The organism is Bradyrhizobium sp. dw_411, from assembly GCF_018449695.1.
Lineage (GTDB): Bacteria > Pseudomonadota > Alphaproteobacteria > Rhizobiales > Xanthobacteraceae > Bradyrhizobium.
On record NZ_JAAVUY010000031.1, the window covers coordinates 1 to 18,311 of the forward strand.

General features: G+C 61.8%; 18 protein-coding genes. 7 read left to right on the top strand and 11 right to left on the bottom strand.

What is annotated here, in order from left to right; all coding sequences use genetic code 11:
* Positions 1–306 precede the first annotated feature (306 nt).
* A complete protein-coding gene (locus HB676_RS32430) occupies positions 307–558 on the top strand; it encodes a hypothetical protein (RefSeq protein WP_213742586.1) in 252 nt (83 codons plus the stop codon).
* 29 nt (positions 559–587) lie between these two features.
* Here HB676_RS32430 and HB676_RS32435 read toward each other — a convergent pair whose 3' ends face one another.
* Complete coding sequence (locus HB676_RS32435; protein ID WP_213742587.1) at positions 588–1,286, bottom strand: GGDEF domain-containing protein; 699 nt, start codon at positions 1,284–1,286, stop codon at positions 588–590.
* Between the two features lie 180 nt (positions 1,287–1,466).
* Between HB676_RS32435 and purE the strand changes: the two genes are divergently transcribed.
* From purE to HB676_RS32455, 4 genes are all read left to right on the top strand, one after another.
* Positions 1,467–1,955, top strand: coding sequence for a 5-(carboxyamino)imidazole ribonucleotide mutase (gene purE / locus HB676_RS32440; RefSeq protein ID WP_213742588.1), 489 nt, complete (start codon positions 1,467–1,469; stop codon positions 1,953–1,955).
* Positions 1,952–3,064 (top strand): 5-(carboxyamino)imidazole ribonucleotide synthase, encoded by a 1,113-nt coding sequence (locus HB676_RS32445; RefSeq protein WP_213742589.1) that lies wholly within the window; start codon positions 1,952–1,954, stop codon positions 3,062–3,064. The genes purE and HB676_RS32445 overlap by 4 nt, the downstream gene beginning before the upstream one ends.
* 210 nt (positions 3,065–3,274) lie before the next feature.
* Positions 3,275–3,586, top strand: coding sequence for a 30S ribosomal protein S21 (gene rpsU / locus HB676_RS32450; protein ID WP_213742590.1), 312 nt, complete (start codon positions 3,275–3,277; stop codon positions 3,584–3,586).
* 287 nt (positions 3,587–3,873) lie between these two features.
* Positions 3,874–4,767, top strand: coding sequence for a tetratricopeptide repeat protein (locus HB676_RS32455; protein ID WP_213742591.1), 894 nt, complete (start codon positions 3,874–3,876; stop codon positions 4,765–4,767).
* Between the two features lie 136 nt (positions 4,768–4,903).
* Here HB676_RS32455 and HB676_RS32460 read toward each other — a convergent pair whose 3' ends face one another.
* The 10 genes from HB676_RS32460 to HB676_RS32505 all read right to left on the bottom strand — a co-directional run bounded on the left by HB676_RS32460 (position 4,904) and on the right by HB676_RS32505 (position 13,994).
* Positions 4,904–5,827, bottom strand: coding sequence for a hypothetical protein (locus HB676_RS32460; RefSeq protein ID WP_213742592.1), 924 nt, complete (start codon positions 5,825–5,827; stop codon positions 4,904–4,906).
* Positions 5,828–5,900: 73 nt separating this feature from the next.
* Entirely contained in the window at positions 5,901–6,185 is a 285-nt protein-coding gene (locus HB676_RS32465) for a cupin domain-containing protein (RefSeq protein WP_213742593.1), read from the bottom strand.
* 36 nt (positions 6,186–6,221) lie between these two features.
* Positions 6,222–7,319 (bottom strand): ionic transporter y4hA, encoded by a 1,098-nt coding sequence (locus HB676_RS32470; RefSeq protein WP_213742594.1) that lies wholly within the window; start codon positions 7,317–7,319, stop codon positions 6,222–6,224.
* Positions 7,320–7,385: 66 nt separating this feature from the next.
* Complete coding sequence (locus tag HB676_RS32475; protein ID WP_213742595.1) at positions 7,386–8,192, bottom strand: alpha/beta hydrolase; 807 nt, start codon at positions 8,190–8,192, stop codon at positions 7,386–7,388.
* Between the two features lie 29 nt (positions 8,193–8,221).
* Entirely contained in the window at positions 8,222–9,622 is a 1,401-nt protein-coding gene (locus HB676_RS32480; protein WP_213742596.1) for an NAD(P)(+) transhydrogenase (Re/Si-specific) subunit beta, read from the bottom strand.
* Positions 9,623–9,719: 97 nt separating this feature from the next.
* Entirely contained in the window at positions 9,720–10,037 is a 318-nt protein-coding gene (locus HB676_RS32485) for a proton-translocating transhydrogenase family protein (RefSeq protein ID WP_213742597.1), read from the bottom strand.
* Between the two features lie 11 nt (positions 10,038–10,048).
* Positions 10,049–11,176 (bottom strand): Re/Si-specific NAD(P)(+) transhydrogenase subunit alpha, encoded by a 1,128-nt coding sequence (locus HB676_RS32490; RefSeq protein ID WP_213742598.1) that lies wholly within the window; start codon positions 11,174–11,176, stop codon positions 10,049–10,051.
* 137 nt (positions 11,177–11,313) lie between these two features.
* Positions 11,314–11,466 (bottom strand): aa3-type cytochrome c oxidase subunit IV, encoded by a 153-nt coding sequence (locus HB676_RS32495; protein ID WP_213742599.1) that lies wholly within the window; start codon positions 11,464–11,466, stop codon positions 11,314–11,316.
* Between the two features lie 151 nt (positions 11,467–11,617).
* Positions 11,618–12,010, bottom strand: a complete 393-nt coding sequence (locus HB676_RS32500; RefSeq protein WP_213742600.1) for a hypothetical protein — start codon at positions 12,008–12,010, stop codon at positions 11,618–11,620.
* A 64-nt stretch (positions 12,011–12,074) separates the two neighbouring features.
* Positions 12,075–13,994: a M3 family oligoendopeptidase gene (locus HB676_RS32505; RefSeq protein WP_213742601.1), complete on the bottom strand. Its 1,920-nt coding sequence runs from the start codon at positions 13,992–13,994 to the stop codon at positions 12,075–12,077.
* Positions 13,995–14,140: 146 nt separating this feature from the next.
* Between HB676_RS32505 and HB676_RS32510 the strand changes: the two genes are divergently transcribed.
* Both HB676_RS32510 and HB676_RS32515 read left to right on the top strand, forming a co-directional pair.
* Positions 14,141–15,646 (top strand): sigma-54 dependent transcriptional regulator, encoded by a 1,506-nt coding sequence (locus HB676_RS32510; protein ID WP_213742602.1) that lies wholly within the window; start codon positions 14,141–14,143, stop codon positions 15,644–15,646.
* Positions 15,647–16,001: 355 nt separating this feature from the next.
* Positions 16,002–18,134: a L,D-transpeptidase family protein gene (locus HB676_RS32515; RefSeq protein ID WP_213742603.1), complete on the top strand. Its 2,133-nt coding sequence runs from the start codon at positions 16,002–16,004 to the stop codon at positions 18,132–18,134.
* The last annotated feature ends 177 nt before the right edge of the window (positions 18,135–18,311 follow it).

Here is an 18,311-nt window from a genome sequence, read left to right on the forward strand (position 1 = left end):
AATGTGCGACGGCAACATGCGCAGCACGATCAAGGCGCTGATCATGGCGAACGAATATCTGGAAGCCGAATTGGAGCAATTGCAGGCGGCCTCCACCCACCACAGGCCGGCAAAGCGGCTGCGGGCCAAGGATGACGCGGCCTGATCGAGACCACAGAGCCTTATCGATTCTGATTGAATCAGAACCGGGCTCCAGTCTTTTGTTTTGACGCGTTTTCTTCACGCGAACCGGCAGCCACGGAGCCTGTCATCGGGCGCGCATTCGCGCGACCCGTTGGCTCGAAAACGCTCTAAGGGAGCAAAACCATGGCCGATGTCACTTATTACGTCGCGCTGCCATTTCTGCAGGACGATGCCGGCTCGCCGGTCGCGGGAACCGGGGAAGAGTGCCAGAGTTCGTCGGCGGCCTTGCGGCGCGCGGAAATTCTGTCAAAGGCGGAAGGCAGTATCGGTGCGGTCGCCTTCAGCCGCACCGGAGATCCCATGATCGGCGAATTCAGCGACGCGCAATTGCTGAGAAAATTCGGCAACGTGCCGGACGATCTGAGCGGGCTGTAAGCTTCAATCACTGGCGATCGCAGATCCCGTCACGTTTCATGCCGGCGTTGCGCCTTGCGCACATACATGGCGCTGTCGGCCTGTTCCAGCGCCCGGCCGGCTTCGGCGTGCGGGCCGAGAACGGCAATGCCGGCGGAAGCGCCCGCGCTGACACTGCGGCCATTGAACACGAAGCCAAGCGCATCGATGGTTTGTTCCAGTGAGGCCGCTTTGGCGCGGGCATCGGTTTCGCTGAGATTCCACAACAGCAGCGCGAATTCGTCGCCGCCGAGCCGTCCGATCACGTCGGACGCGCGCACATGGCGCAAAAGCACGGCCACAACGGCCTTGAGAACCTCGTCGCCCGCCGCATGCCCGAAAGCGTCGTTGATCGGCTTGAGGCGATCGACGTCGAGCACAATGATCGCGCCGCTGGCATGATAGCGCTTGATGTAGGCGACCGCGCGATGGAGCTCGCGCTCGAAGCCGCGCCGGTTAAGGATCCCCAACAGGAAATCGGTATCCGCCGACGCTTCCAGTTGGCCGATACGCGCCTGCGCCTGCGCTAACTGGGCCCTAAGCTTGCGAATCGCTGTTTTGGCGTCATTGGGTGCGGCCGGCGGCTTATGTGCTGCCGCCAGCTTGAGGGCTGCCGCCGGCTTGGACGGGGCGCGTTGTGGCGCAGCTTTGCGTTTGGAAGCCGTCTTGGACGCCTTTTTGGACGCCCTCGCCTTGGTTTTCTTCTTCATCGGCATTTTTAATTAAGGGACTTTCTCAGGAAGACTTTTCGTCAAGAAGGCTTGCCGGTCTTCACCAAGACAGGATAGTCCATTCCGTACCCCTTGCCACGCCTAGCCGGAAACTTGCCGAACCCTGGGTCGATCTTATAATCCGGCTATGTTTTTGGATTCCCGAAAAGAATTGAACGCATGAGCGCCCCGATAGCCATCATCATGGGAAGCCAGTCGGACTGGGAAACCATGCGTCACGCCGCCGAAACCCTGACTGCGCTTGGCGTGGACAGCGAGAAGCGCATTGTCTCGGCCCACCGCACCCCGGACCGGCTGTTCGCCTTTGCCAAGGGCGCCAAGGCGGCTGGCTTCAAGATCATCATCGCCGGCGCCGGGGGCGCCGCACACCTGCCGGGTATGACCGCATCGCTGACGGAGCTTCCGGTGTTCGGCGTCCCGATTGAATCGAAGGCGCTGTCCGGCGTCGATTCGCTCTATTCCATCGTCCAGATGCCGGCCGGAATCCCGGTCGGAACGCTGGCGATCGGCAAGCCCGGCGCCATCAACGCCGCACTGCTCGCGGCCAGCGTATTGGCGCTGAACGATCCGGCGCTGTCGGCCAGGCTTGCCGCCTGGCGCAAGCAGCAGACCGATGCGGTCGCCGAGCGCCCGGAGGGATCTGCGTGACGGCGCCCACTCAGGTGAAACTGAAGCCCGGCGACACCATCGGAATTCTCGGCGGCGGACAATTGGGCCGGATGCTGGCGATGGCCGCATCGCGGCTCGGTTTGCGATGCCAGGTGTTTTCACCAGACCCGGATTCGCCGGCCTTCGATGTCGTGCTCAATGCGACCTGCGCGGAATATGCCGATGTCGAGGCGCTGGAACTGTTCGCCAACGACGTCGACGTCATCACCTACGAATTCGAAAATGTGCCGGCGGCCTCCGCGATGATCCTGGCGGCGCGCCGTCCGGTGTTGCCGGACCGCAAGATCCTGGAGACCACCCAGGATCGCCTGGTCGAAAAGGATTTTGTCACACGCCTGGGCATCGGCACGGCCGATTACGCCGAGGTGTCGTCCGGGGCCGGGCTGCGAGCGGCGATTGCCAGGATCGGCCTTCCCGCCGTGCTCAAAACCCGTCGCTTCGGCTACGATGGCAAGGGCCAGGCCATCATCCGCGCCGGCGACGACCCGGATCGAATCTGGAAGGAACTCGGCACCAAATCCGCGATCCTCGAGGCCTTCGTCCCCTTTGCCTGCGAGATCTCGGTGATCGCCGCGCGCTCGGCCGATGGCCAGGTCGAATGCTTCGACGTCACCGAAAACGAGCATAGCGACCACATCCTGAAAATTTCCCGTGCCCCGGCTGCGATTCCCGAAGCACTGGCGGAACAGGCCCGCGCCATCGCGCAGAAGATCGCCAACGCGCTGAATTATGTCGGCGTGCTCGCAGTCGAGATGTTTGTGGTGCCGCAGGCCGACGGCGAGGCCAAGGTTCTGGTCAACGAGATTGCGCCGCGCGTGCACAATTCCGGGCACTGGACGCTGGACGGCGCCTCGATCTCGCAGTTCGAGCAGCACATCCGCGCCATCGCGGGCTGGCCGCTCGGCAAGCCGGTTCGCCACGGCCCGGTTACCATGACCAACCTGATCGGGAACGAGGTCGACAGCTATGCGGAGTGGCTGACTGTCCCGGGCGCGACCGTTCATCTGTACGGCAAGGGTCCAGCGCGGCCGGGCCGCAAGATGGGGCATGTGACGCAGGTCGGCGCATTGCCGCCCAAAACGGCCTGATCGGGCCCCCGAAGACCCCTCGGAAGCGCCAAATCGGACCCCGAATAAGGACTCGATTTGGCCGATTCTGCCGCACCTATTTGCGGGCTCGCCGGTAGACATTGCCACCTTTGTCTGATACATCCGCGCGCTCAGGGTTAAGGGCATGGCGTTTTGCCGGCTCTTTGGCTCTACCAGAATCCAATCCGATCAATTGAAAGAGGATGCCGCGTGCAGGTTCTCGTTCGCGATAACAATGTCGATCAAGCCCTCAAGGCGCTGAAAAAGAAGATGCAGCGCGAGGGTATTTTCCGCGAGATGAAGCTCCGCGGTCACTACGAAAAGCCCTCCGAGAAGAAGGCCCGTGAAAAGGCCGAAGCCGTGCGCCGCGCGCGCAAGCTCGCCCGCAAGAAGCTGCAGCGCGAAGGCCTGCTGCCGATGAAGCCGAAGCCGGTGTTCGGCGCCGGTCCGGGTGCCGATCGCGGCGGTCCCGGTGGTGGCGGACGTGGCGGTCCGGGCGCTGGACCTCGCGGTCCCCGCTGATCGGAATTTTACAGATTTGATTTCGATGACGCGGGCCCTGTGCCCGCGTTGTTGTTTTGCGCGGTAAACTGTTTTGTGCGGGCGCATATTTTACGCAGCGTATTCTCCGGCTCTGCAAATCCGCGGACGTAATCCGGGCGCGCAAATCGTTTTGCAGCGCGAAATGTTATAGTTTGGTAATCTGGCTATTTTGATCGCAGATTTCCCTGCGTATACGACCGCAGATTTTGCGGAATGCGCGCCAGCGGGTTACCAATAACGGGTTAGCGGCGCGAGTATTCTGCGGTATGCCCATTCCGGTTCCCTATGATTTTTCCGGAGCTTCGCGCCTCGGGCGCTGCGCATGTGCGCCGATCGCGCTGGTTGCGGTCGCGCTGTGCGGCTGTTCGATCACGCTCGGATCGTTGTCGCCCTCGTCCGAGCCGCGGGAAGAGCCGCCGCAACTGACTTCTTCGAGCAACATCGCCTCGCTCAGCGAGACCATCAAGAACAATCCCAACGATCCCCAGGCCTACAATATGCGCGGCTCGGTGCTGGCGCAGGCCGGCAAGACCGAAGACGCGCTGGCCGATTTCAACAAGGCAATCGCACTCGATCCCAATTACGGCCAGGCGTTCGCCAATCGCGGCCTGATTTACCGCAAGACCAAGCGGCTCGATCAGGCGATGTCCGATTATGAACGCGCGCTCGCGCTCGATCCCGGCTACGCGCCGGCCTGGCTCGGCCGCGGCATGGTCTACAAGGCGCGAAACCAGGGGCCGCAAGCGCTTGAGGATTTCAACAAGGCGATCAGCCTTCGTCCCGATAACGCCGAGGCCTATTACAATCGTGGCCTGCTCTATCAGGGCGAAAAGCAGCACGAGTTCGCAATCGCCGATTTCACGACCGCGAACAGTCTCTCCCCGCAACTGGCCGAACCGCTCGTGGCCCGCGCGCTGAGCTACCTCGCTTCCGACAAGGCCAAGGAAGCCGCCGCCGATCTCGACGACGCCGTCCAATCCGACCCGCAGAATGTACAGGCTTGGATTACCCGCGGCCTCGCCTATGAACGCCTCGGCGACAAGACCAAGGCCGCCGGCTCCTACGGCCGCGCCATCAATTTGCGTCCCAAGGATGAAGCCGCGCGCACAGGCTTTGCCCGTGTCGGCGGCAAGGCCGGCCAGACTTATGAGACGTTTTGAAAGCCAGGTTTTGTTGAAAGCCAAGTTTTGTTGAAACCAAGTTTTGCCAAAACAAACCCCACAGAAAGCAAAAAGCCCCGATTCTGATCCGATCAGAACCGGGGCTCAAAGCTGTCTTGGTCAGATTGCTTGCAGATTACTTGGTTGAATTGTTCGGCAACACCGAGTGGAACATCGACTTCGCCGCCGATAGCACGTCTTCGGCGACGTTGGTGTGTTCGCGCGGCGGCTGATCGGGTACGGCGTCGGCGCGCAGATCGAGCGGCCGGGGATCGGGAATATCGGCCGGCGGCGTCGGTCGGCGCGGATCGTCACGCCCGGCAGAGGATTGTCGCGGCTGGGCTGATTCGAGCGACGGGGTCGAAACCAGAATCGGCGGCGGCAGTGGCTGAAGCGACTGCGGAGCGACGGGTACGGACGCAGTTGGCGCCGCGGGTGCTGTTGCAACACGCGGCGGGTCCGGGAGCCGAACGGAGGCAGAAGATTCTTGAGCGCGAGATTCCTGAGCGCGAGATTCCTGGGCGCGTGAACTGTCAGACGTGGCGCGCAGGCGCTCGATCGCCGCACGCGCCAGGTCGTTGGCATCGCGGTCCGGCGCGATCGCAGCCTCGACCGCCGGGGCGGTCGTCGGTGCGGCCACGACCGGCTCGACCACGGGAACGACGGGCTTCTCCGGAGCGGCCTTGTCAGGGTTGGCCTTGGCGGCGGTCTTTTCGCGCGAAGTAGGCGGATGACGGCGGGTATCCGGGGGAATGCTCGCGGTTTCCGCCGGCTTGTCGGCGGTCTTCTCGGCCGGCTTTTCCACCGGCTTTTCGAAGGTTGCCCGGTCGGTATTCGATTTATCGATCACCGACTTCTCGGAAATGCCCTTTGCCCTCACGCCCGGTTCGGGGACGTTGGCGACGTCGGCCTTTTTCGGAGTAGCGGGCGTGACCACGGCGGCGGTCGGCGCGTCCGTGGGCTTGGAGACGATATAATGATTGACGATATAGGCCCCGATGATGGTCGCAATCACCGACGGGATAATATCAATCGCAAATTTCGAGGCAATTTTCAGCATTCCGACCACTCCCGCGGGGGTTCTGATGGCGGATATTTGAGGCAGATCGGTGGCATTTCGGTAAACGGCGGAGTTATGGTTTCAACTCCACTTCCAGGAACACGATCTCGGTTGCACTTTCATTAAGCACATCATGCTCGACCCCGGCCTTGCGGAAATAGGACTTACCGGGCCCGAGCTGCGCCTTGGAGCGTTCCCCGTTGGGCGCCACGATGGTCATTTCGCCCGCGGTCACGGGAACAATGACATAATCCATCTCATGAATGTGATGCCCGGTCGCGCTGCCCGGCGCCAGCCGCCATTCGGTGACCCGCACCTCCGGGGTGTCGATCTGAACGTCTGATTTGGCGTTCATCATGGTTGGTCGTCTCCGCCGGATCGGGGCATGAAAGCGTCAGGGCACGAATACGAGAAACATGAATACAGCAAACACCACCAGATGGACCAGCCCGAACAGGATATTGGTGCGTCCGGTGCCGAGGGTGAGCATACCCAGTACGAAGGTCAACGCCAGCAGCACCACGTCCTGGGCCGGAAGACCAAGCACCAATTGCTTGTCCAGCGCGAAGGCCGCCACCGTGACCGCCGGGATCGTCAGCCCGATGGTCGCCAGCGATGAGCCAAGTGCGAGATTGATGCTCTTCTGCAGGTCGTTCTTGCGGGCGGCGCCGATGGCGGCGACGCTTTCCGGCAGCAGGATCAACAGCGCCACCAGAATGCCGGCAAAGGCCGGCGGCGCGCCGATCAGCGCCGCACCGGCGTCGACCACCAGCGAGAACTTCTTGGCCAGCAGCACCACGGCCAGCAATGAGACGAGCAGCAGGACCACGCTCAGGAGCAGCGTCCGGTTCGACGCATGCGCGCCCTCTCCCGCAGCCCCATTGGCGCCGCTGACGAAATAATCCCGGTGGCGGATGGTTTGCGTATAGAGAAACACGCCATACAGAAGAATAGTCACCACACTGACGAAACCAAGCTGGCCGCCCGAATAGATCGGCCCCGGCGTGGTCAGGGTGTAATTGGGCATGATCAGCGTGATGGTCGCCAGCACGATCAACACGCTGAGATAGAGATTGGATCCAGTGATCTGGACGTCCTGCTCGCGGTAACGCAGCCCGCCAATCAGAATGCAGATCCCGACCAGCCCGTTGCAGACGATCATGACAACCGCAAACACCGTATCCCGCGCCAGCGTGGGCACCGCCTTCTCGCCGAGCATGATGGTCGCGATCAGCGCGACCTCGATGATGGTGACCGCGAGCGTCAACAGCAACGTGCCGTAGGGCTCACCGATCCGCTCGGCGATCACCTCGGCATGATGCACGGCCGCGAAGACCGTGCCGAACAGGATCACCAGCAGCACCGCGGCAAACACAAAGCCCGCGGCCGACGGCGTGAAGTTGTAGCCGAGCGCGGTGACGCCAGCAAAAAGCAGGACCGCCAACAGTGGGAAAATCCATGCCGATCGCGGCATCGGGCCGTGTACGCTCATGTGACGATATCCCCGCAGGCTTGATTCTCGCAGGCTTGCGCTAAACCATCCGCCATATAGCTGCCGTCAGCCCTTCGAAGCATGGATGAAGTCTCGCACCGTTTCGATTGCACCATAATTGTCCAGATTGTCATGGCCCCCTTCCGGGAATTTCACAAACTGTTTCGGCTCATGCACAAGCGAGAACAGGCGCACGCCGAGCGTGATCGGCACGGTGCGATCGAGGCCCCCATGCATGATCAGAAGGGGCGCCGTGACCTGCGCGATCCGCTCGTCGGAACGAAACTGGTCCCGCATCAACCGGCGGATCGGCACCAGCGGAAAGCGCAAAGCGGCGACATCCGCGGTCGAGGTATACGGCGCTTCCAAAATCAGCTTCCCGACCGGCTGACCTGCCGCGAGCGCCACGCCGACCCCGGTCCCGAGCGAAAAGCCCCAAACCACGATTCGATCGGCGGTGTATCGCGCCGATGTGAAAGCATAGGCCGCGGCCCCGTCCAGCAGCAGGCCTTGTTCGCTCGGCTCGCCGCTTGAGCCGGCATAACCGCGGTAGGACAAGGCGACGAGGCCCGTACCGTCCGATGTCATGGCCTGAAAGCGACTGACGGCCCCAGCCAGAAAATCTCCATTGCCGGGAAAATACAGGATGACCGCATGGCCCGGTTTGGCCGGGACGTGCCAGACGATGACCTTCTCGCCATCCGCGGTGGTCAGAAAATGCTCTTCAGCCTCGGGGAGGCCGGCCGCATCGGGAGGCGTGCGTGTCTTTTGCGGGATCGGAAACAGGAACGAGCGCTGCATGAAAAACAACGCCGCCAGACCGACGAGATATCCGGTCAACAAGACAGCGATGAGCCATTTCAATACGGTCATGTCAGAACCGCTGGCTCACCGCAATCGCGTCACATCCCCTTGACGATATTCTCGGTCATCTTCTTGGCGTCGCCGAGCAGCATCATGGTGTTGTCGCGATAGAACAAGGGATTGTCGATGCCGGCATAGCCCGACGCCAGCGAGCGCTTGATGAACATCACGGTGCCGGCCTTCCAGACCTGCAGCACCGGCATACCGTAGATCGGCGAGGTCGGATCATCCTCTGCGGCGGGGTTGGTGACGTCGTTGGCGCCGATCACAAAGGCAACGTCGGCCTGCGCGAATTCCGAATTGATGTCCTCGAGTTCGAACACCTCGTCATAGGGCACATTGGCTTCGGCCAGCAGCACGTTCATGTGACCGGGCATACGCCCTGCGACCGGATGAATCGCGTATTTGACCTCGACGCCTTCCTTCTTGAGATTGTCAGCCATTTCACGCAGCGCGTGCTGGGCTTGCGCCACCGCCATGCCGTAGCCGGGCACGATGATGACCTTCTGCGCGTTCTTCATGATGAAGGCGGCATCGTCAGCCGAACCGAGCTTGACCGGCCGCACTTCGCCACCAGCACCTGCGCCCGCCGCCGCGGTCTCGCCGCCGAAACCGCCGAGGATGACCGAGATGAAGGAGCGGTTCATCGCGTGGCACATGATGTAGGACAGGATCGCGCCGGAGGAGCCGACCAGCGCGCCGGTGATGATCAGCGCCGAATTGCCAAGCGTGAAACCGATGCCGGCGGCAGCCCAGCCCGAATACGAATTCAGCATCGAGATCACGACCGGCATGTCGGCGCCGCCGATCGGAATGATCAGGAGCGCGCCAAGCGCCAGCGCGATGATGACGATGAGCCAGAAGTCGAACGCGCTGCCCGACAGCACGAGGCCGACAATGAACACTACCAGCGCAATACCGAGGCCGATATTGATGAGATGACGCGCAGGGAGAATGATCGGCGCGCCGCTCATACGGCCGGACAGTTTGGCGAAGGCGATCACCGAGCCGGTAAAGGTCAGCGCGCCGATGGCGACGCCGAGCGACATTTCGATCAGGCTTTGCGGATGGATGTTGCCGGGCGCGCCGATGTCGAACGCCTCAGGCGCGTAGAACGCCCCGGCCGCGACCAGCACCGCGGCCATGCCGACCAGCGAGTGGAAGGCGGCGACCAGTTCCGGCATCGACGTCATCGGCACCCGGCGCGCGATTACCGCACCGATGCCGCCGCCGATCGCGACACCGAGAATCACCAGCAGCCAGGCGAGGCCGTCGGCCGGCGGATGCGAGGCGAGCGTGGTCGCCACCGCAATGCCCATGCCGATCATGCCGAAGAAATTGCCCTGGCGCGATGACGCCGGGCTCGACAGTCCGCGCAGCGACATGATGAACAGCACGCCGGCGACGAGATATAAAACTGCGGCCAGATTGGCGTTCATGATCCGCGTACTCCGTCATGGGCGGGCTCGACCCGCGCATGCATCAGGGAAAAATGAATTGTGCGAAGTGAACTGACCGTCATCACCTTGACCATCATCACTTGGCTTTCTTCTTGTACATCGCCAGCATGCGCTGGGTGACCAGGAAGCCGCCAAAAATATTCACGCAGGCGAAAATCAGCGCGATGAAGCCGAAGCCCCGCGCCCACCCGCTGCCGCTGGAAATCATGCCGACGCCGACCGCGAGCAGCGCGCCGACCACGATCACCGAGGAGATCGCATTGGTCACCGACATCAGCGGCGTATGCAGCGCGGGGGTCACCGACCACACCACGAAATAGCCGACAAACACGGCGAGCACGAAAATCGAAAGCCGGAACACGAAGGGATCGACGGCCTGTGCGATATGATCCATGGCGGCGCTCCTTACGCTTTCTGCTGGAAGTTCGGATGAATCACGGCGCCGTCTTTGGTCAGCGCGGTGGCCTTGACCAGTTCGTCGTCCCACTTCACCGCCAGCGCCTTGGTCGACTTGTCGACCAGCGTCTCGATGAAGGAGAAAAGATTGCGCGCGTAGAGACTGGACGCCGAGGCCGCGACGCGGCCCGCCACATTGGTGAAGCCGACGATCTTGATGCCGCCGACATCGGCGATTTCGCCAGCCTTGGCGCCCTCGATATTGCCGCCGCGCTCGACGGCGAGATCGACCAGCACCGAACCCGGTTTCATCGATTGCACCATTTCTGCGGTGACGAGGCGCGGCGCGGGCCGGCCCGGGATCAGCGCGGTCGTGATGATGATGTCCTGCTTCTTGATATGCTCGGCGGTAAGCGCGGCCTGCTTGGCCTGGTACTCTTTCGACATTTCCTTGGCATAGCCGCCGGCGGTCTGGGCGTTCTTGAACTCCTCGTCCTCGACCGCGAGGAATTTGGCGCCGAGGCTCTCGACCTGCTCTTTGGTCGCGGGCCGCACGTCGGTCGCGGTAACGACGGCGCCTAGTCTTCGTGCGGTCGCGATCGCCTGCAGGCCGGCGACGCCGACACCCATCACAAATACTTTTGCGGCCGGGATCGTGCCGGCCGCGGTCATCATCATCGGGAAGGCGCGGCCGAAGGCTTCGGCAGCCTCGATCACCGCGCGGTAGCCGGCGAGATTGGCCTGGCTCGACAGCACGTCCATGACCTGGGCGCGGGTGATGCGCGGCATCAACTCCATCGCAAACGCCGAGACACCCGCGTCCGCCATGGTTTTAAGCGCCGCATCATTGCCGTAGGGGTCCATGATCGCGATCACCAGCGCACCGCGCTTGTAGTTCGCAAGCTCGGACGCTTCGGGCCGCTTCACCTTGATAACGATGTCGGCGTCCTTGACCGCATCGGCGCTGACAACAGCGCCGACCGCGGTGAATTCCGAATCCGGCAGCCCCGATTTGAGGCCCGCACCCGGCTCGATGGCGATATCGACACCCAGCGCCTTGTATTTTTTCACCGTATCGGGCGAAACGGCGACCCGCGGTTCGGACGGATCGATTTCCTTGGCAACGGCAATCTTCATGGAGCCTCCGGCGGCGCTTAGGCGCGCGCGCAAGCAAACTAGCGTTATTTCCGCTAAGTTGGATACCGGTTTCGCAACCGGACGACTGGCAATTTTTTAAAGTCGCACCGCTGCGCTGCAATGCGATGAGCGACGGATCAGGTCAGAAAGATCGCCATCATGGCGACGATGAAGATCACGGCGGCAGAGCCATACTTCACCAGCTTGATGAAGCCCTCATAGGTCTGCTCATGCGCCGGATAATCCATGCCGTCAGCGGTCGTATAGGCGACTTCGTTATGCTCTGCCATCGGTGTCCCCAGTCAGTGTTCGCGTTCGGCGTGGAAATACCGCAATCCCGGCGAGAGGGCAACGGCGGCGAGCGTTTGTACCGGCCGTATTGCCCTATTTGAGAAGCTTATCATGGAGGCCCGGGCGGCCAATTGTCCCTGATCCAGCGGGTCAGGATTTCGCGAGCGCTTCAAAGGTCTCGGAATACTTGTTCATCACTTCGTTGGCGATTTTCATCGTATGGCAATCGTCGTTCGGAGCCCACACGGCTCCGAGGGTGAAAACACCACCGGCCTTTGCTGAGCCTCTCGCATTGATGATTTCGTAGCCTTGCTCACGCATGACTTCACCGACGATTGATCCACAATATTGCTTTGCGTCTCGCCGATCGGACTCGGGGATATCTCGAAGAATCGGTGCCATATCCCAAGAAAGCGCAGTAACCGCTGGCATCCCGAGCCGGCTTAAGAGCGCGTACTCAATGAGGCGATGCGGCTGACGAGCCAATGCTTCAATCGTGCGGCCTCTTTCGGTCGTTCGATATGCTTCGAAACGCGGGTGCATGATGACCTCCGTCAAAGAGATCGAGAAATATCATGCATATTTTTTGATATCAATATTATTGATATCAACCCATCTGCTCCAACTCATCGATCATGCCCGCGATAACCGACAGACCACCGTCCCAGAACTTGGGATCGCGGGCGTCCAGACCAAACGGCTTGAGCAGTTCGGAGTAATGCTTGGTGCCACCGGCGGCCAGCATCGCCAGATAGCGCTCGGCGAAACCGTCCTGGGCGTGCTCGTAAACCGCATAGAGCGAATTCACCAGGCAATCGCCGAACGCATAGGCATAGACATAGAACGGCGAATGGATGAAGTGCGGGATGTACATCCAGAAGCTCTCATAGCCCGGCCTGATGTCGATCGCGGGACCAAGGCTCTCGCCCTGCACGCTGAGCCAGATTTCGCCGAGCCGCTCGGCGGTCAATTCACCGTTGCGCCGTTCGGTGTGGACCGCACGTTCGAACGAATAGAACGCGATCTGGCGCACCACGGTGTTGATCATGTCCTCGACCTTGCCGGCGAGCAGCGCCTGGCGCTGCTTGGCGCTGGTGGTTTGCGCCAATAGCCGCTTGAAAGTCAGCATCTCGCCGAACACGCTGGCCGTTTCCGCCAGGGTCAGCGGCGTCGGCGCCATCAGCGCGCCGTTCTTCGCGGCCAGCACCTGATGCACGCCGTGACCGAGTTCATGGGCGAGCGTCATCACGTCGCGCGGCTTGCCCTGATAATTCATCAGCACATAGGGATGCGCCGACGGCGTGGTCGGATGCGAGAAGGCGCCCGGCGACTTGCCCGGCCGCACCGGCGCATCGATCCAGCGATCGGTGAAGAAACGTTCGGCAATTCCTGCCATTTCCGGCGAGAAGCCGCGATAGGCCGTCAGCACCATATTCCTGGCGTCCGGCCAGGCGATGTTGCCGGTCGCGGCGAACGGCAGCGGCGCGTTGCGATCCCAGTGCGCGAGTTTCTTCTTTTTGAACCAGCTCGCCTTGAGCCGGTAATAGCGATGCGAGAGCCGCGGATAGGCTGCACGTACCGAGCCAACCAGCGCATCGACAACCTCGCGCTCGACCCGGTTGGCAAGATGGCGCGAATCCGCGACATCCTGGAAACCGCGCCAGCGATCGGAAATCTCCTTGTCCTTGGCCAGCGTATTGGTGATCAGCGCAAAGGTCCGCTCATTGGCCTTGAACGTCTTCGCCAGCGCCTGCCCCGCCGCCTTGCGCTTTTCGCCGGCGCGGTCCTGCAGCAGGCTTAATGTCGGCTCGATCGCGAGTTCCTGACCGCCGACCTTGAAACGCAAGGCCGAGATGGTTTGATCGAACAGCCGGTTCCAGGCGGAGTAGCTGCTCTGGGATTTCTCGTGGAACAGTTGCTCGACGCGATCTTCAAGCTGATACGGCTTGTCCTTGCGCAGATCCTCGATCCACGGGCGATAATGTCCGACTGCAGGCGTCTGCATCGCGCGGTCGATCACGGCGTCATCGATGCGGTTGAGTTCGAGCGCGAAGAACAACAGATGCACCGAGGCATTGGTCAGCCGTTCGGAAACATCGCCGTAGAATTTGGTGATCGCAGGATCGACGCTGTCGCCGGCATGCACCAGACCGGAATAAGACCCAAGACGTCCGGCGAGATCGTCGATCGCCTCATACCGCCTGATCGCTTCGGCCAGCCACTTGCCGCCATCCTCGGCGGCCGTCCGTTCGGCGAGCTTGCCTTTGTAGTCGGTCTCAAACGCGACGCATTCGCTGTCCATCCTTTGCAGGTCGCGCGTCACTTCCGGCGCGTCGATACCGGAATAAAGGTCGGCCAGGTTCCATTCCGGCAGCTTGCCGGCCTTGTTACCGGTCTTGCTCGCGGTCTTGTTACTGGCCTTGGACTTGGTAACGGATTTGTTGAGAACAGATTTCTTGGCCACGGACTTGACCGTGGATTTTTTGGCGGCCGATTTGCGAAGAGCGGATGAGGAGCGCGATGTCATCTGGTTCGAGCCTGTGTGTGCGTTTTCAACATGAACGGCCGAGACGCCGAGGCGATAGCCTGACGTCAACGTTTAAGAGTGCGTTAATCGGCATCGGCGAGAGTGCCCCGATTCGAGACAGATAGTTGTAACGCGCGGGGAAAGCCATGGCTGCCAGCATTTTGATCGCCGATGACGACGCGGTGGCGCGTCGCCTGGTCGAGAATATGGTACAGAAATGCGGCTATGAAACCATCGTCGTCGATTCCGGCGATGCCGCGATCGCGATGCTGACCGCCCCTGACGCCCCCGTGATCGACGCCATGGTGCTCGATCTCGTCATGCCCGGCCTCGACGGCATGGGCGTGCTGGCCAAAATCCGCGAGGCCGGTCTCAATATCCCCGTCGTGGTACAGACCGCCCATGGCGGCATCGACAATGTGGTGTCGGCGATGCGCGCGGGCGCGCAGGATTTCGTGGTCAAGCCGGTCGGCATGGAGCGGCTGCAGGTCAGCTTGCGCAATGCGCTCAATACCAGTGCGCTGAAGGGCGAATTGCAGCGCATCCGCCACAGCCGCGAAGGCCGCTTGACCTTTGCCGATATCATCACCCGCAGCGAGGCCATGGCCGGCGTGCTGCGGACCGCGCAGAAAGCCGCCAGTTCGACGATTCCGGTGCTGATCGAGGGCGAATCCGGCGTCGGCAAGGAATTGTTCGCCCGCGCCATCCACGGCAGCGGCGAACGAAAGACAAAACCGTTCGTCGCGGTCAATTGCGGCGCGATCCCAGACAATCTCGTCGAGTCGATCCTGTTCGGTCACGAGAAGGGCGCCTTCACCGGCGCCACCGAACGCCACACCGGCAAATTCGTCGAAGCCTCCGGCGGCACGCTGTTTCTCGACGAAGTCTCGGAACTGCCGCTGGCCGCCCAGGTGAAGTTGCTTCGCGCGTTGCAGGAAGGCGCGGTCGAAGCGGTCGGCGGGCGCAAGCCCGTGCGGGTCGATGTCCGGATCGTTTCGGCGACCAACCGCAAATTGCTCGACCACGTCAAAAGCGGACAATTCCGCGAAGACCTGTTCTATCGTCTTCACGTGCTGCCGCTGACCATTCCGTCGCTGCGCGCGCGCCGCGAGGATATCCCGCATCTGCTGCGGCATTTCCTGGCGCGCTTCTGCGCCGAAGAAAATCGCACCATCACCGGCATCAGCAGCGAGGCGATGGCGCTGTTGTCACAGCTCGACTGGCCCGGAAATATCCGCCAGTTGGAAAACGCGGTCTATCGCGCCGTGGTCATGAGCGAGAGCGACCAGCTTGGATCGGCGGATTTTCCGCAAGCCGTAGCGCACGCGCCGGTCTTGCCGGATACACATCATGGCGAACCATTGATCATCGATCCCGCGTCTCATCCGACGGCGCCGGCGATGATCTCGGGTAGCGAAATACCTATCGCGCCACTGCCGTCCACGGGCACCCTCGCGATGCTGACGCGATCCGGTGAGATGCGTCCGCTTGAGGAAATGGAGAACGAGATCATCCGCTTTGCGATCTCGCATTATCGCGGGCAGATGTCCGAAGTCGCGCGCCGGCTGAAAATCGGCCGCTCGACGCTCTACCGCAAGCTCGACGAAGCTGCTGCGAGCGATCCTTCGAACGAAGGAGATCCGGCGAATTGAAGGCCGGCATCTCCCCGAAGACGCTGAATAGATAGGCCATTCCGGAACATTTGAACCGTTGCTCGCCGGTGACAGACAAACCAGGGCGCACGTGGCAAAAGCAGACATCCGCTGCAGGCAACAACGCTTGGCGGTCAGTTTGTCGTGAGTTGCCCCGTGTGGCGCTGGCTGCCTGCGGGGCGCGCGTGTATCGTCAATTTGAATCGTGGCGTGCAGGCGTACCAAGCTTGGAGATTTGCAACACATTATTTGAATGTGCTGCAAAACCAGATCAGGCCGGCGCTTTCGCGAGAACTGTGATGGATCTAACCAGAACTGTTCCATGCTGGAGCAGTTTCACCCAAGGGGTGTGACGATGCGTGACTGCTTGAAGAACCGTGCCGGGTATGACCGCGTATTGATGGCTGTCGCGGCGACCTTCCTCACGGTGTCAGCAACTTCGGCAGTTGCGCAAAACGATCCACCTCGTAACAGCGCAGCGGAACTCGCGATCGATGCCGCGGTGCCGCGTCCCGAGCCCGCGAATGTCCCGCCTCCGACCGCCGCCGATTTCAAAGCAGATACCACCGGCGCGCTGACCACCGATACGAAGGTGACCGCGAAGACCACAGAGACCAATCCCGCTGAAACCAAACCGGCCGATGTCGCTACCGCACCCGTCGCAGAGCCTGCCAAGGCCGAGCCTGCCAGGAGCGATACCGCAACCGTGACGCCGGCGCAGCCGCCGGCCGCTGCGGCCCCTGCCGCTGAGCCGGTCAAGGCCGCGAGCAACGTTCCGGCCGCCGATCAGCCGGTTGCCGATAAACTGCGCGACATGTTCGGCGCAAAATCGGCGCGCTATTTCGACCGCAAGGCCGAGCGCGCTGCAGTCGAAAAGTTTTACACCGCTCATGATTTCGCGCCGCTGTGGACGCAGAGCGGTAGCCTGACCGCGAACGGCAAAGGCGTCGTCGCGCGCCTCCAGGACGCCGCTTCGGATGGCCTCAATCCCGCCGACTATCCGGTGCCGGATTTTGCCGCCGCGACCACGCCGGATGCGCTGGCCGAAGCCGATCTGAAGTTGACCGCCAGCATGCTCGACTATGCCCGGCACGCCCAGAGCGGCCGGATGCACTGGTCGCAGGTCAGCGGTGACATCCAGTATCCGGAACATCCGACCGATCCGACGGAAGTTCTGACCAACATCACCGCCGCCAAGGATGCGTCTGCAGCGCTCGACAGCTACAACCCGCCGCACAAGCTCTATCGCGAATTGAAGGCGAAGCTCGCCGAACTGCGCGGCCAGGGCGATGGACCGGTGATCCAGATTGCCGACGGTCCGGCGCTGAAATTCACCCCGGCCGGCGGCAAGCGCCCGGCGGTGGAGATGGAAGATCCGCGCGTGCCGCAACTGCGCGCCAAGCTCGGCATTACCGAAAACGCCGACGACACCCATTACGACGCCAGGGTTGCCGAGGCGGTGCGCAAATTCCAGTCCGGCGCCGAGCTTAAAGCCACCGGCGTGCTCGACGACAAGACCATCAAGGCGATCAACAGCCCGAAGCGTGACCGCCAGATCGACATCGTGCTCGTCAATATGGAACGCTGGCGCTGGCTGCCGCGCGACCTCGGCGCGCCCGCGATCGGCGACGCCTATGTCATTCTCAACATTCCCGACTACACGCTCAAGGTGATGCAGAACGGCGCGCAGGTCTGGACCACCAGGGTGGTGACCGGCCAGCCGGGTATCCACGCGACACCGCTTTTGACCGAAACGATGAAGTTCATCACGGTCAATCCGACCTGGAATGTGCCGCCGTCGATCATCTACAACGAATATCTGCCGGCGCTGAAGCAGGATCCGACGGTACTGGAACGCATGGGACTGAAGCTCGATCGCAATCGCGACGGCAGCATCCATATCTCGCAGCCGCCCGGTGAGCGTAACGCGCTCGGCCGTATCCGCTTCAATTTCCCGAACAAGTTCCTGGTCTATCAGCACGACACCCCGGACAAGAACCTGTTCGCCCGCGACGATCGTGCGTTCAGCCATGGCTGCATGCGCGTGCAGAATCCGGATCAATACGCCTCGGTCCTGCTCAATATCACCGAACCGAACGCCCACTACACGCCGGACAGAATCCGCAGCATGTATGGCCAGAGCGAGATCGACCTGAAATTCCCGACCCCGATCCCGGTCAACATCACCTACCAGACCGCGTTCGTGGATGACGCAGGCAAGCTGGAATTCCGCAAGGATGTCTACGGCCGCGACGCCAACATGCTGGCGCTGCTGCGCGCCGGCAAAAGCAGGGACCTGGAGAATGTGGTCGCGCACTCCCAGCCGAATTACGTTCGTCCGGCCGATGGCCTGCCGAACGGCGTCAAATTTGCCAGCGACACTTCGTCCGGCCCCTCGTTCTTTGAACGGTTGTTCGGCGGCGCACCGACACCGGCTCCAGCCCCTCAGGTTCGCCGGCCGCAACGCCGAACGGTCGACCGGCAGTAACCATTGCTCCCGCGCAACCCGCGGATAGCTAAGTTAAATCAATGGCCTCGTCCGAAAGGACGGGGCCATTCGCGTTAACCATTGTCCATCCGGAATTAATCGATGGGCTAGTTTTCGCCATACTCGGCAGGTTAGGTTGCAACCTGACTTTGGGGGACGGGTGTAAATTCCGGTTAA

Bases quoted from the DNA above. Each gene is read 5' to 3' on its own strand.
- HB676_RS32500 (WP_213742600.1), bottom strand. From the start codon at position 12,010: ATGCACCCGCGTTTCGAAGCATATCGAACGACCGAAAGAGGCCGCACG.
- HB676_RS32460 (WP_213742592.1), bottom strand. From the start codon at position 5,827: ATGCTGAAAATTGCCTCGAAATTTGCGATTGATATTATCCCGTCGGTG.
- HB676_RS32490 (WP_213742598.1), bottom strand. From the start codon at position 11,176: ATGAAGATTGCCGTTGCCAAGGAAATCGATCCGTCCGAACCGCGGGTC.
- HB676_RS32510 (WP_213742602.1), top strand. From the start codon at position 14,141: ATGGCTGCCAGCATTTTGATCGCCGATGACGACGCGGTGGCGCGTCGC.
- HB676_RS32470 (WP_213742594.1), bottom strand. From the start codon at position 7,319: ATGAGCGTACACGGCCCGATGCCGCGATCGGCATGGATTTTCCCACTG.
- HB676_RS32480 (WP_213742596.1), bottom strand. From the start codon at position 9,622: ATGAACGCCAATCTGGCCGCAGTTTTATATCTCGTCGCCGGCGTGCTG.
- HB676_RS32430 (WP_213742586.1), top strand. From the start codon at position 307: ATGGCCGATGTCACTTATTACGTCGCGCTGCCATTTCTGCAGGACGAT.
- HB676_RS32505 (WP_213742601.1), bottom strand. From the start codon at position 13,994: ATGACATCGCGCTCCTCATCCGCTCTTCGCAAATCGGCCGCCAAAAAA.
- HB676_RS32465 (WP_213742593.1), bottom strand. From the start codon at position 6,185: ATGATGAACGCCAAATCAGACGTTCAGATCGACACCCCGGAGGTGCGG.
- HB676_RS32475 (WP_213742595.1), bottom strand. From the start codon at position 8,192: ATGACCGTATTGAAATGGCTCATCGCTGTCTTGTTGACCGGATATCTC.
- HB676_RS32485 (WP_213742597.1), bottom strand. From the start codon at position 10,037: ATGGATCATATCGCACAGGCCGTCGATCCCTTCGTGTTCCGGCTTTCG.
- HB676_RS32455 (WP_213742591.1), top strand. From the start codon at position 3,874: ATGCCCATTCCGGTTCCCTATGATTTTTCCGGAGCTTCGCGCCTCGGG.
- HB676_RS32435 (WP_213742587.1), bottom strand. From the start codon at position 1,286: ATGAAGAAGAAAACCAAGGCGAGGGCGTCCAAAAAGGCGTCCAAGACG.
- purE (WP_213742588.1), top strand. From the start codon at position 1,467: ATGAGCGCCCCGATAGCCATCATCATGGGAAGCCAGTCGGACTGGGAA.
- HB676_RS32495 (WP_213742599.1), bottom strand. From the start codon at position 11,466: ATGGCAGAGCATAACGAAGTCGCCTATACGACCGCTGACGGCATGGAT.
- HB676_RS32515 (WP_213742603.1), top strand. From the start codon at position 16,002: ATGCGTGACTGCTTGAAGAACCGTGCCGGGTATGACCGCGTATTGATG.